General features: G+C 56.0%; 12 protein-coding genes. 3 read left to right on the plus strand and 9 right to left on the minus strand.

What is annotated here, in order from left to right; translation table 11 throughout:
• The first annotated feature begins 386 nt into the window (after nucleotides 1–386).
• Nucleotides 387–1073, plus strand: coding sequence for a DUF5710 domain-containing protein (locus tag I2D41_RS07755; RefSeq protein WP_195364133.1), 687 nt, complete (start codon nucleotides 387–389; stop codon nucleotides 1071–1073).
• Nucleotides 1074–1149: 76 nt separating this feature from the next.
• Here the strand turns inward: I2D41_RS07755 and I2D41_RS07760 are convergent, their stop codons facing one another.
• Nucleotides 1150–2655: a Sau3AI family type II restriction endonuclease gene (locus tag I2D41_RS07760; protein WP_195364134.1), complete on the minus strand. Its 1506-nt coding sequence runs from the start codon at nucleotides 2653–2655 to the stop codon at nucleotides 1150–1152.
• Between the two features lie 149 nt (nucleotides 2656–2804).
• On the opposite strand from I2D41_RS07760, the gene dcm reads away from it, so the two are divergent.
• Both dcm and I2D41_RS07770 read left to right on the plus strand, forming a co-directional pair.
• On the plus strand, nucleotides 2805–4067 hold the full coding sequence (gene dcm / locus I2D41_RS07765; RefSeq protein ID WP_055309617.1) for a DNA (cytosine-5-)-methyltransferase: 1263 nt from the start codon (nucleotides 2805–2807) through the stop codon (nucleotides 4065–4067).
• A 124-nt stretch (nucleotides 4068–4191) separates the two neighbouring features.
• Nucleotides 4192–4683, plus strand: coding sequence for a hypothetical protein (locus tag I2D41_RS07770; RefSeq protein WP_055309616.1), 492 nt, complete (start codon nucleotides 4192–4194; stop codon nucleotides 4681–4683).
• A gap of 100 nt (nucleotides 4684–4783) precedes the next feature.
• Here I2D41_RS07770 and I2D41_RS07775 read toward each other — a convergent pair whose 3' ends face one another.
• The 8 genes from I2D41_RS07775 to I2D41_RS07810 form a co-directional block, all read right to left on the minus strand.
• Nucleotides 4784–6250 carry an ATP-binding protein gene (locus tag I2D41_RS07775; RefSeq protein ID WP_195364135.1) on the minus strand — a complete coding sequence of 489 codons (1467 nt, stop codon included), beginning with the start codon at nucleotides 6248–6250 and terminating at the stop codon, nucleotides 4784–4786.
• Nucleotides 6251–6681: 431 nt separating this feature from the next.
• Entirely contained in the window at nucleotides 6682–7530 is an 849-nt protein-coding gene (locus I2D41_RS07780) for a PTS system mannose/fructose/sorbose family transporter subunit IID (RefSeq protein ID WP_055285868.1), read from the minus strand.
• Nucleotides 7530–8303 (minus strand): PTS mannose/fructose/sorbose/N-acetylgalactosamine transporter subunit IIC, encoded by a 774-nt coding sequence (locus I2D41_RS07785; RefSeq protein ID WP_022094038.1) that lies wholly within the window; start codon nucleotides 8301–8303, stop codon nucleotides 7530–7532. Before I2D41_RS07785 ends, I2D41_RS07780 begins: the two co-directional genes overlap by 1 nt.
• An 81-nt stretch (nucleotides 8304–8384) precedes the next feature.
• Complete coding sequence (locus I2D41_RS07790; RefSeq protein ID WP_022094037.1) at nucleotides 8385–9419, minus strand: SIS domain-containing protein; 1035 nt, start codon at nucleotides 9417–9419, stop codon at nucleotides 8385–8387.
• A 248-nt stretch (nucleotides 9420–9667) separates the two neighbouring features.
• The gene (gene tnpA / locus I2D41_RS07795; RefSeq protein ID WP_195364136.1) at nucleotides 9668–10138 is read right to left on the minus strand and encodes an IS200/IS605 family transposase; all 471 of its coding nucleotides are present in this window, start codon (nucleotides 10136–10138) and stop codon (nucleotides 9668–9670) included.
• 240 nt (nucleotides 10139–10378) lie between these two features.
• Nucleotides 10379–10852 (minus strand): PTS sugar transporter subunit IIB, encoded by a 474-nt coding sequence (locus tag I2D41_RS07800; protein ID WP_195364137.1) that lies wholly within the window; start codon nucleotides 10850–10852, stop codon nucleotides 10379–10381.
• A gap of 71 nt (nucleotides 10853–10923) precedes the next feature.
• Nucleotides 10924–11343 carry a PTS sugar transporter subunit IIA gene (locus tag I2D41_RS07805; RefSeq protein ID WP_195364138.1) on the minus strand — a complete coding sequence of 140 codons (420 nt, stop codon included), beginning with the start codon at nucleotides 11341–11343 and terminating at the stop codon, nucleotides 10924–10926.
• 135 nt (nucleotides 11344–11478) lie between these two features.
• On the minus strand, nucleotides 11479–12183 hold the full coding sequence (locus tag I2D41_RS07810) for a GntR family transcriptional regulator (RefSeq protein WP_195364139.1): 705 nt from the start codon (nucleotides 12181–12183) through the stop codon (nucleotides 11479–11481).
• Nucleotides 12184–12390 lie beyond the last annotated feature (207 nt).

A 12390-nucleotide genomic window follows, 5' to 3' on the forward strand; every position in this document is an offset into this window, starting at 1 on the left:
TCCCTGACACGGAAGAGGTCAGAAGTTCAAATCTTCTAACGCCCACCAAATGTTCACAGCTCAGAGGCTATGTCTCTGAGCTGTTTTGTTTTATGTCGCCAAATCCGCTGGCAACTCCAACCGTCATCGCAACGTAACATCAATTCACCTGACGAATGGCTGCCAAACAAATTCAATACCCCAACATCAACAACAGCCGGGCACAAAACTGCGCCGCAAACTGCTCCAACCACCCTGCCCATGCACAAAACCGCGTCAATAGCCACCGAGGCCGAGACCAACGCGTCTCGAACCCATCCGAGCCGCAACTTCTCGACAAAACGCCGCGATGTCTGCGCCCTGCGGTATCCTTGAGCCACTTGCACCTGCAGCACCAAGGAGCCGCCATGCGCACCGAGCTCGATGTCCCCTTTTCGCACAAAGAAGAAGCCAAGGCGCTGGGCGCCAAATGGGACCGGACCAAGAAGATCTGGTATGTACCCAGCGGCGTCAACCCCGAGCCCTTTGCCGAGTGGCTGCCCGGTGTTGACCGATCCGACCCCTCAGCGCCGTATATATATCTAGTACTGGGCAAGCGCGAGTGCTGGAAGTGTCACAAAGAGACCTCGGTCGCGGCCTTCGGCATTCCCTATCGAACCGATAACGACGAGAGCATCGCCATCGCGCACGCGCCCAACGAAGCCAGGTACATTGCCATCGACACGGCCAACGCCAACGCACTCGCCATCGTGCCCGCTCTTGGCTGCGTGCCGGGCGAGATCCGCGACTACCTTCATAAGCGCTGCGGCTACAAGCCCGTAGGCGCGCGAGCCTCCAAAGCCCCGTCGCTCGGCAACACGTGCACCAGTTGCGACGCGTTGCAAGGCAGTCGCTATCTGCTCGAAGAGCCCTCGTCCCCGTTTGCCCTCACCGCCATCAACAAGCTGCCGGCACTGGAGTTTGTGCGCGTCGAAGTTGCCGGCGTCTTTGGCGTCCCGGCCACGCGCACCAATTTTGACCAGGCGCTCTTTACCTGGGCACGCGACCACCACGCCGAGTTCCACAAGACCCTGTTCGAGGGAATCTACCTGTAGGGCAAGGCTCGAAAATCGAGTCCAGATATCCTCGAAAATCGAGTATGCACAGGTAGTTGAATTGCCGACTCGAAGGCTACAACCCCAGGATGTGCTCTAGATAGCCTTTGTTAAACCAGAACGATTGCTTGGTCATCCAACGTCCATCGGGCAACTCGTAGGCGTTCCTCGCAATGTCGCCGATTTCGGTTCCGTCGGCGAATCTGTACGCAGCTTTTGAGGTATGCGGGCGAACGTGGACAATCGGGTTGTCCGCCATACCGGGCAGATTGTTGGTCACCTTGAGCTTTCCACTCGCGTCCCGATACGGACTGAGCTTAACGCCCTCACGAATTACCTTGCGAGTCTCATCCCAGCAGGCCTTTGCGGGGCCCTCGATTTCGTTTGCCGGCATTGCCCAGAATAGGCAGCGGTCAAGACGCCACTCCCCCTCGTGGTCCTCACGGAACACGACAAAGAAGAAACGGTTGGTCTCAAGGCGCGCACGGAAGGATGACGTTTCCCAATCCTCATTGATTAGCTGCTTAAACTCAAACGGAGGGAAAGACATTGCCTGCTCGATGTGTCCCCTCTTATTAACGCGACAAACGCGGACGTTAATCCCAGCCTTAACGAACTCCTCGGCAGCATTGCTTTTAATTCCGAGCATTCGATAAACGAGTGTCGTCCATTGCGCCTTGTTTCCCGTGTATTCCAGGCCGTACTGCTCTGCAATCTGGCGATCGGTTTCACCATAGTGGCGCTCGATAAGCGCAGTAACGTAGCTTTCGAAATCAATGGACTTGTCGCCGGCCTGGACGATACTCTCGCCAATGCGCGGAGCACCGAGAACATAGGTATGAAGCACATAGTCCATGTACGAGCGCTTGAGTGAGAAGGCACGACGCTTCGCGCGACGGTGCTCGATCTCGCCCGTATCGGTGTTGAAGTACTCGTAATACTGGTCAACCCACATCGTCGCTTCGGTTGCGCCCTTTGTGCAGGCGCCCAAGTAGGTGGTCATGCCCTCCGACAGCTCGTCCGCGCGACCATCCTGAATGTACGAAATGATCTTCTCGTAGTCGGCGCGAATGATCTTCATATCCTCTTCGGGCAGACGAACCATGACTGCACGCTCAATGCGCTGGTCGTATTTGTCGATGGAGCGGTCACGGCCGTAGTAGATCAGCAGGATATTGCTGAGCTTGGTCTTGAGATGCGAGCTGTCGTAGTCGAGCGAAACGGGACGGTCGTAGGGAATCATCGTCAAGACAAGACGCTCGCCGGCAGACTTGCGACCATCCTTGAGCACGTTGAAGCATGTTGCCTTGAGTTCCACACCCGCCTCGGGAAAGTCCGGCCGATCGTCGCTGTTGGCTTTGTAGCCAAAGTAACGCTCCTCGATCAGGGTTCCCATACCGCCCTTGTACTTCTTAGACCCAAAGTCCTTGGGCGCACTCTCCCCCTCCGGCGCAATGCCAAGCTCGAGAATATCGCGAAACGTCATCCCGTCGAGATTGGCAGCATACCGCTCAATGCTTGAGGGGTCAGAAAAATCAGTATCGTCAAGCATGCGCTTGAAATCGAGGTGCTTCTTGGACATGGCAAATCCTCTCGAAATAAGACATGATCTAACACGTATGCTACTGTAAATTCGGGTTATACCGTGAAGATCCCCTAAGGGATCTTCCATTTGCAACCCGATTTCTGTACCCTTGATCTTTGCATTTGCAGCGATTTGGGGGAGTGAGTATGTCAGAGGTCAAAATCGCCGAGCTTTTTGCTGGCGTCGGCGGATTTCGTTTGGGCCTCGAAGGCTACGCTGACCCTCGTTATCCAGATTTCTACATGAAGCCCGCCGGACCCTTTCGCACCATTTGGGCCAATCAGTGGGAACCACCCGGAACCAAGGCTCGTCAGTTCGCGGCACGCTGCTATATGGACCGCTTTGGCGAGGATTCCGTAGTCAACGAAGATATCAATAAAGTCCTGGAACAGGCTGAAGCCGGAGAGGTTGAAATCCCCGACGTCCAGATGGTCGTCGGCGGCTTCCCTTGCCAAGATTACTCCGTCGCTCGCCCGCTTAACCAGGCACATGGCATCGAGGGCAAGAAGGGTGTCCTTTGGTGGGACATCTACCACTTCCTCGAGATGAAGAAGCCGCGCTTCGGTCTCTTTGAGAATGTCGATCGTCTGCTCAAGTCGCCCGCGTCTCAGCGCGGTCGCGACTTCGCCATCATCCTAAGCTGCCTTGCCGACCTCGATTACACGGTCGAATGGCGCGTGGTCAACTCCGCGGAATATGGTTTTCCCCAGCGCCGCAAGCGCGTTTATATCTTCTGCGAGAAGAACGCCGGCAAGGTCGATCTCGTTGACCGCATGCACAACGGTGTCATGGCGAAGGCCTTCCCCGCCATCTACCCTGACGAAATGGCCGAGCTCGATGTCCTGCCTGATCCTTACGAGAACTCGACTCGTTTTGGCGTTGGTCAAAAGACATCTCAGTTCAAGAATGCCGGTGTCATGCAGGGCTGCCATGTTTTGACCTGCGACTTCGTTGAGGATTATCACGGCGAGCGCCGTGTGCTTGGCGATGTACTTGTTAATGAGGAGTATGTTCCGGAGCAGTTCTACATCTCCGACGAGAAGCTCCCCGACTGGCGCTACCTCAAGGGCAGCAAGCGCGAAGAACGCACCAACAAAAAGACGGGCTTTACGTACACGTATTCCGAGGGTGCCATGAGTTTCCCGGATGCCACCGACAAACCGAGCCGCACCATCCTCACGGGCGAAGGCGGCACGGGCGCCAGCCGATTTAAGCATGTTATCGAGTGCCCCGACGGCCGTTTCCGCCGCCTCGTTCCCGACGAGCTCGATCAGCTCCAAGGATTCCCCAAGGGCTGGACGGATACTGGTATGACCGACGGCCATCGAGCTTTCTGCATGGGCAACGCGCTCGTCACCGGCGTGCCCCATCGCATTGGCGAAGCTATGGTCGAAGTGTACGGCCTCTAAGGCAAGCAATCCGGAGCCGGCAGTCACGCTGTCGACTCCATTTTTCCACCCCACTCCCCTGTATACTGATGTAGCACGTGTTTCGTCCGGGCCTGTTGGGCCGGATTGTTCATGGGAGGGTCTTATGGCTGCTTCGAATCCGCCTAAGGGGAGCGTTTCTTCTTCGTCCATCAAGCCGGTTACGCGCAAGGCCGTGCGTTGCCAGCGCGAGGTCGCTTGGCTTGTCACGCAGGCGGCGGGCAGGCTCGTGGCGACCACTCAGGACGTCAACGCGCCTACGCCGAGCTTTGTGCTGGCAGCGGCGCTGGATTTTGTGCGCCAATTGGAGCTTGCCGCACAGGATGCCAGCGGCCACCTCGACTACCAGAATGTTATGGCGCCCGACCTGCAAACGTTCTGCCACATGGCCAAGTTGCCCGCCGCGCCCAATGCGCTTTCGGACGCAGGCTACATGTTTACGCTTTCGGGCGCGGACCTTATCCGCGACATCTATACATACTGCAGCGAGCTCGCCGAGCGCCATGTCTTTGACGCGGCTGAAGTCAAACCGGGATATGTCATCAAGCTGGTTCTTAGGCTGTTCTTGATGGACGGGTTCGCGGCCATGCCGGCGTAAGCCGAGTCTTTAGCATCACCGTCAACTGGGCAACAACCGCTTAACCTTAGTGGGCGCCAATCGAGGGTCGATTATTGGGTCGCCTCGTCCGCTAACGCATTTATTCCACGCGCTCCAACAGTCGGTACTTGCGGTTGCGGCTCGTCGCCGACGCCGTAGGTTCAAGCTCGCCCTGTGCGATGAGCGCATTGACGCGCGCCCTAACCTGGGAGACCGTAAGCCCCGTGCATTCTGCCAGCTCGCGCGTTCCCAGTTCGCCGTTGCGCTTGATTGCCGCTACAATTAAGTCACCGCCATGATCGACCTGCTCAACCTTCGCTCGGTAAAGGACAACCTTAAACCGGTCGAAACCCGGGCAAAACAACGGCTCGGCCAGACCTTGCGCACGCATGGCATCGAGCATCATTGGAATGCCCGACCCGTTGCCTTCGGCAGGAGAGCCCGCGCCGTCGGGCAATGGGACAAGCGACATGAGCTTCACAAGCGTCGCATTGCGACATCGGGAGCTGCCGTCAAACAGGTTCTCGCGAGTCTTTCCTCCGTATAGGCCGCCGGGGTTCGTCACCTCGATACGGTCATCAAAGACGTCAACAGCGATCGACTGCCCACAGAACCGATCTCCGTATTCTCGGTGGATTACGGCGTTGGCGATTGCCTCGCGCAGGACTTCCTCGGGAATCTCCAGCGAGTCGACACGCGAGACGCCTTGGATCGTCGAGGTTCGCCGCATTTTCTTGTCGATTGCCGAGACGGCATACGAGATCATTTCGCCCAACGTTCCCTCGCAGATCGTACGGTCCATGAACCTCAACGACCCCGCCGCGCCCTTCTGCGTTCCGGCATAGACCGCCACATCGATAAAGAGCTTGGGATAGAACTGCTGAGGATAGGCACCCGCAGCCAGGAGCCCGGCCTTAGTGACATTGCCCTGGGAGTCGAGGAAATTCAGGCGCTCCAGCTTCGTTTTCTTGTCCGGCGCGCCGCGCATCGCACGAGGTGTCAGTGAGAAAGCACGCTCTATCGTGCGGTCGACCAGGGCCTCGTCAAGATCGCCTGCGACCGCGCCGGGCACTGCATCGCGATCACTGGGGCTCGCCCGTTCATACGATGACAAGGACAGGACCTCGGTCGACGAGAGCGGAACATCTTTGTCATCGATGCGTTTGTAGCTGCCGCCTTGAGCGCCCCGCTCTATGACATAGCAAGGCTTGCTCGACGGGTCGAGCTCCTCAATCGTGATGACCAGAACCACGGTGCCCTGGAGCTCCACGCGTTCAATGGTGTATTTGGGCGGATTGGCCAGTTTTCCGCGACCGCCGGCATCACCCATGCCCGCTACGAATTGGTTGAGCACCTTCTCGGTCTCAAAGTTCTCAACCGGGACAAAGCCCGCGCGCTCGCTCACGCCGAGCACGATGATGCCGCCGGCGGTGTTTGCGAAAGCGCTGACCGTTTCCCATACGTCGCGGGAAAGCGTCGTGGCGCTCTCTTTCACTTCGACGCTAAGGTCATCCGAGCCCATGCGCTTTAATGACTCGAGCAGACCGGCCAGCTCGTTTTCGTTCATCTGCACGTCCCTTCGCTCGGTCCTGCGGAGAATGCCGCAGACGGATTTCCCTCGTCGCTCAGTTATCTCTCGTAATTATCTCTCATCTTACTGCTATCTCTCATATTAGAGATAAGTGAGAGATGAAAGATAAGATGTCTGCCATCTGTTTCATTTAAACATGTTTTTGCTGGTAGAACAATCAGTATTGAGACAATACCATGATTGCTTGTCTCTTTGCTGATCAGTTATCTCTCATATTTATCTCTCGTCTTTCTGTTATCTCTCGTATTAGTGACGAATGAGAGATGAGAGATACGTGAGTAATGAACGAGCGTGGATTTTTGGACGGTCGGAAAATCCCTCAAACAAAAAAACGGGGCCGGCCTTACGCCGAGCCCCGTTTTCAAACGGTCAGTTAGTTATCCAACGCACGAGCATAGCAGTCAACATTACGCCGCCGCGAACACTCCCAAACCTGTTCCGATGATGCAGATCGCGAAGATACCAATAATAATCCAAATGGTCTTGACACCCTTTTTGTACAGGGCAACGCAAGCGAACGTTGCCAGCAAGGGCAGCAGGCCGGGGAAGATCGAATCGAACAGATCCTGCAGGACAATCTCCGAACCACCCACATCAAAGGTCAAAGCAGTGGACAGTGAGACCTGCGCCGCAATCATCGCGCCAATGACGGTCATTCCGAGGACACCGGCAGCATGCGTCATGCGAGACATAAGGTTGTTCTCTTCGGACTGCTGCAGGAACTTGGTTCCCAGGTCGTATCCCAGATGGGCGGCGACGATACGCGTTGCAAAGTTAATCACGGAGTAGATGAGCGCATACACGATGGGGCCGAGCGGGTTGCCCGTCGACGCGATGCCAATACCAATGCCGGCGGCGACCACGCGGAACGTACCCCAGTAGAACGAATCGCCGATGCCGGAAAGCGGTCCCATGAGGCCGACCTTCATGGCGTTAATCGAGGACGTGTCGAAGTTCTTATCGGCAGCCGCCTGCTCTTCCATCGAAACCGTTAGGCCGGCTACAAACGGAAGCACATGAGGCGTGATGTTAAAGAACTCGGTATGGCGATCAAGCGCCGCATAGTAATCGTCGTCGTTGGGATAGATCTTTCGCAGGGGCTTCTGAATGGTGTACATGAAGCCCATTGCCATCATCTTGTCGTACGACTGCGAGCACTGGCTCGTAAACTGGCGAAGGAACATGCTCCGATACATATCGGGAGTCATAATCGCGTCCTTCTTGGCCTCTTTGAGATCGGTGTTCTGGGTAGCCATTAGAAGTCCTCCTCTTCATCCTCGGCAACCGCCTGCGGACCGGCCGAGCCCTCGCGGAAGGCCAGGAGCAGCGCGACGCAGATAGCGGCAGCGGCAACACCGACAACGTCCATCTTGAGGTAGATGACCATAATGAATCCCAGGAACAGCCAGGGAAGAAGCTTGTTGTCGCCCATGGTCCTAATAAGAAGAGCGAAGCCGATGCAGACCATGACGCCGGACGCAACGTTGAGGCCGTCCATCACAAACTGCGGAATAGCGTTAAGCGCATTGTTGATGAGGTCGGCACCAAAGAACAGCGAGCAAAACACCAGCAGTGCAGACGGAATGCCAATCGACAGCGGCACGATGGTCAGATGGTACAGATTCGCCTTGGCAAGATCACGATTTGCCAGAGCGGTCTCGATCTTCTTGCAGGCAAAGGCACCCGGAACGGCGTAGCAGAAGTTGCGCCACACCTGAAGGAAGACGGAGACGGGAAGGGCGAGTGCGACGGCAGTTGCCGTGCCCGTACCCGTAATGACGGCAAACGCGCAGCCAAGCACGCCGGAAGCATAGACCTCGGGAGGAACCGCCGCGCCGACCATGATGGCGCCCATGAACATGGACTCCAAAGCAGCGCCGACGATAACGCCCTGCTGGACATCGCCAAGAATCAAGCCGACAAACAGGCTCGTAAACAGCGGACGACCAAGCATCGTAATGCCAAATAATTGCTCGTCCATGGACGCAATAAATGCGACCAGTGCAACTAGAAGATACTGGACAACCATTTCGATCAACCCCAGAAACAGGTCTGCAGGCGAGGCATTCTGCGCAGCTCGCCTGCAGACAACCGCAGCAATTTGAGAGGATTAGTAGTTCATCTGGTGATAGTAACGACGCGTGGTGAGCGGGTGGTTACGGACGTGCTCGAGATGGCAGCTCAGACGCTCGGTGATGGTGTAGGTGACCATCGGGGAGACGATCTTGCGGAACTCGGGGTCGCTGAACGGCAGCTCGACCTCGGCGGTGTCGAACTTGTTCACGCGGACATGGACGCCCTTCTCGTCGGCGAGCATGTGAGTGAAGTTGTCCACGCGGTCCATGAGCTTACGGGTGTCGTCCTCGCCGTAGAGCATGATGAGGCTCGTGCCCTCCTCGCACAGTTCGATGGTGCCGTGGAAGAACTCGGCGGCGTGGATAGACTTGGTCTTGATCCACTGCATCTCCTCGAGAATGCACATAGCGTAGTCGTAGGCCTCACCCCAGAGCATGCCGGAGCCGATCACCATGTGGTAGTCGGTGTCCTTGAAGTCCTCGGCCATGGCGGCGCAGCGCTCGTCCTGAGCGTCCTTGGCCTTGATGAGGTACGGGGCGATGTTGCCGAACTCCTCCATGAAGGTGTCGTACTTGGGGAAGGCGCCGGCGTTCTTGAGGAAGCGGGCGACCAGCGTGATCTGATAGGTGTAGATGGCCTCGCACAGAACGTCGTCCTCGGCGAAGCTGAAGAACTTGTAATCGGCGTACTCGGTGGCCGGGGTGTTGTCGTTGGAGACATACATCAGCGTGCGGGCACCCTGCTCCTGGCAGAACTTGGCGGCCTCGATGATCTCGGGGGTGGTGCCGGTACGGGTGGAGAAGACGCAGACCGAGTCCTTGTTGAAGGTCTTGGGCGGGCATGCGAGGAACTCAGCGGCAATCTCGCAGTGGACGTCGACGTCGGCCGTGGTGGTCTCGACCCAATACTTCATCGGGAGCGTGTGGGCCCAAGTGCCGCCGCAGCCGATGAAGAAGATGTTGGAATAACCCTGCTCGCAGACCTTGTCCACGGCAGCCTCAATCTGAGGACGGAGAGCGAGGGCATCGCTCACAACCTTCTCGTAACGAGGCTCATCGAAATTGAACATCCCTTACTCCTAACTCACTTGGATGAACCCTTCATTCATCCCATGACGTTATAATACTTTATATAACTAACTATGCAAGAACTATTTCAGATTTTTTTGATTTTTCTTTAATCAAAACCACCCCTAAAAGGGGTGGTTTGCTCTTAGGGTATAACCCTTGGATTTCCGGCACGCGTCTAAAGGCGCCGGCCCTCACGGGGTTCGGGCCGCACTGCAGATTGACCCGTGGCGGGCCGGTCAAACCGGCGTTATTTACGCCCCGGCCCCCTGCCGAAGGGGTCCTCGTACTCCTTGACGCTCAGCCGGTCGAGCGCGATGTCGGCCTTCTCCTGCTCCCGGATGTACTTCGCGATCGTGGCCTCGTTCAGGCCGACGGTGGACACGTAGTAGCCCTCGGCCCAGAACCTCCTGTTGCCGAACTTGTACTTCATGTTCGCGTGCTTGTCGAATACCATCAGCGAGCTCTTCCCCTTCAGGTAGCCCATCACGCTCGATACGCTGTACTTCGGCGGTATCGCCAGCAGCATGTGGACGTGGTCGGGCATCAGGTGCCCCTCGATGATCTCTATCCCCTTGTACTGGCAGAGCTTCCTGAAGATCTCCCCAAGGTCGGACCTTATTTGGTTGTAGATGACTTTGCGCCTATACTTCGGCGTGAACACGACGTGGTACTTGCACATCCACTTCGTGTGCGACAGGCTGTAGGCCTTCTGGGCCATACGCCACCACCGCCCTCTCGACTCGGATTCCTTGCGGCCTGAACAATCGCAAGTGTCCGGCGAGGGGGCGGCTTTGTAAAGCCGTTTGGCCCCACCCGCATAGCGGGTGGTTTCTGATGCGGCGCGCTGTGCGCCCCGCACAGGCTAAAGCCTTTAATAAAAAGCCCGCCGATCAAATGATCGGCGGGCTAAAGAAAGGAGGACCTAGTTAATAAATGCTAGACAATGGCAGGTTTCCAGCTAGAAAACGTCCTTGGCAAGTACCTTTGAGTCATTGGGAACCTGACGGATTTCGATAACCACGCCATCGTTCACAAGCTCTTGGATATGCTCGGCATCGGTTTCGGTCGCAAAGATCGCGGGGGTCGGATGAAGCGTGGTCTCGGGAGACTTTCGAGTTCCGCCCAGATTGATCTCCTTGATGTCTTTGCAACCCTTAGCAAGGCGATAGGCATCCTCGATCGTCTCGACAATGATAAACAGCGAATACTTGTCGGTGACGCCGCTGTTGAGCGCCTCGATAGCAGCGTTTACGTCTTTTATGACGAGCTTCACGCCGTTGGGGCGGGCGAGCCTCAATGCGGCTTTTCTCATGTCGTCTTTTGCCACAGCGTCGCTGGCACACAGGATGCAATCGACATCCAGCGCATGTGTCCAAGACATGGCGACCTGGCCGTGAATCAATCGGTAATCAACTCTCGTAAGCTTAATCATCGTAATCATCTCCGCACGTAATAAAGGTAATGACAGGTGTGGCCCTTAGCTAGGGCTCGAACCAGAACTAACTAGAACTCTTCTTCTTCGACATCGGCAAGCATGTCCGCCGCCTCACAAAGCATGATAAACGAACGTGATCCCTCGACCGCAGCTTTGGCCTTGTCCGCATCCAGGGAGTCCAGCTGTGTAGCCATTTCCACCAGCAGCGGCAAGTTCATTCCGGTAATCAACGTAAACGATCCGGCGGTCTGCCTCTGAATGAATTCGTTGTTTACAGAGCCGCCAAAGATGTCAGTCACGACAAACCAAGAGTCGGCAGGGTCCTTCGACTCCATCCAAGCATCGATAAGCGCTGCGACATCCCTCGTGTCGTCATCGACATAGGCGCACAGACACTCGATTCGGTCGTTGGCGCCCATCAGGATCTCGAGAGAGCTCTTCATACCTTGGGCGAGATAACCATGACTCGCTAGCAATATCTTATTCATAGTTCTCCAATATCAATAAGACGTACTATATTGTCATAACAAAGTATATTAGCAATCTACCCTACGCGGTGTGTCTATTTTCCAAATCCGCGAACGGTAGCAATTGGTCGGTAAATTGACCAATCTATCTCTAATTTACAAATAGAACTTCAGTCGCTCGGTGCAGTACACCTGACGGGAGATGAAAAGCGGCTCGCCGCTTGGAGCATAACGTCTATCGACAAACAGAAGCAGCGGAGAGTCCAGCTCCACGTTAAGGTATGCCGCCTCGAGCTCGCTCGCATAGCAGACCTCGAGCGTACGCGTGTTGGGGCCCATCTTGATCCCCTGGCGATCGAGTACCGCCATCAGCGAATCCTCGAGGGATTCATGCTCCAAAAAAGAAAGCACAGCGGAATAGCTATTGGTTTCCAGCATCGTGGGCTTGTCATCCACAAGGCGCAGACGACGGCTACGCAATACCTTTTGGGTATCGTCTACGCCCAGGAACTTCGCGTCTCGCAGGCTTGGGAAGTCCCAGCCCATTGCGAGAACCCTGGTAGACGCCTGTTTTCCCGCAAGCTGGCACGAATGGGTAAAGCTCTCACGGTCGTCCGCGGCATACATCTGTGTGTCCGACGAAACGAACGTGCCCTTGCCGCGGGCCCTCTCAACAAGCCCAGCATCTTCCATTTCTCTAATTGCGGAGCGAACCGTTATTCGGCTCACGCCAAATTGCTCGATGAGCTCCGCCTCGGTCGGGAGCTTATCTCCCGGGCGGTACGTGCCGTTGGCGATCGAATCAGAAAGCGCACGGACAATCTGTTTGTACAGGGGGACAACGCTATTTGCTTCAACCATATCAACCATACCTTTGCAAGGAATCAGCAGTTTATAGATAGATGACTTATATTATATTAGAACTTTTTAGGAGTCCATATATTTCCTAAATGATTCGGTAAACGGGGTGTTATTTCACTTTAGCGGGGTGCAGCGGCTACCCGCGGTATTCGTTATCAACCTAGCTAGGCTAGTCCACCCACATCGTCTTCAGTTCGCTGCAGAGCC

Source organism: Collinsella aerofaciens (assembly GCF_015552075.1).
In the GTDB taxonomy this organism is placed as follows: domain Bacteria; phylum Actinomycetota; class Coriobacteriia; order Coriobacteriales; family Coriobacteriaceae; genus Collinsella; species Collinsella aerofaciens_Y.

Bases quoted from the DNA above. Each gene is read 5' to 3' on its own strand.
- I2D41_RS07755 (WP_195364133.1), top strand. From the start codon at position 387: ATGCGCACCGAGCTCGATGTCCCCTTTTCGCACAAAGAAGAAGCCAAG.
- I2D41_RS07760 (WP_195364134.1), bottom strand. From the start codon at position 2,655: ATGTCCAAGAAGCACCTCGATTTCAAGCGCATGCTTGACGATACTGAT.
- dcm (WP_055309617.1), top strand. From the start codon at position 2,805: ATGTCAGAGGTCAAAATCGCCGAGCTTTTTGCTGGCGTCGGCGGATTT.
- I2D41_RS07770 (WP_055309616.1), top strand. From the start codon at position 4,192: ATGGCTGCTTCGAATCCGCCTAAGGGGAGCGTTTCTTCTTCGTCCATC.
- I2D41_RS07775 (WP_195364135.1), bottom strand. From the start codon at position 6,250: ATGAACGAAAACGAGCTGGCCGGTCTGCTCGAGTCATTAAAGCGCATG.
- I2D41_RS07780 (WP_055285868.1), bottom strand. From the start codon at position 7,530: ATGGCTACCCAGAACACCGATCTCAAAGAGGCCAAGAAGGACGCGATT.
- I2D41_RS07785 (WP_022094038.1), bottom strand. From the start codon at position 8,303: ATGGTTGTCCAGTATCTTCTAGTTGCACTGGTCGCATTTATTGCGTCC.
- I2D41_RS07790 (WP_022094037.1), bottom strand. From the start codon at position 9,419: ATGTTCAATTTCGATGAGCCTCGTTACGAGAAGGTTGTGAGCGATGCC.
- tnpA (WP_195364136.1), bottom strand. From the start codon at position 10,138: ATGGCCCAGAAGGCCTACAGCCTGTCGCACACGAAGTGGATGTGCAAG.
- I2D41_RS07800 (WP_195364137.1), bottom strand. From the start codon at position 10,852: ATGATTAAGCTTACGAGAGTTGATTACCGATTGATTCACGGCCAGGTC.
- I2D41_RS07805 (WP_195364138.1), bottom strand. From the start codon at position 11,343: ATGAATAAGATATTGCTAGCGAGTCATGGTTATCTCGCCCAAGGTATG.
- I2D41_RS07810 (WP_195364139.1), bottom strand. From the start codon at position 12,183: ATGGTTGAAGCAAATAGCGTTGTCCCCCTGTACAAACAGATTGTCCGT.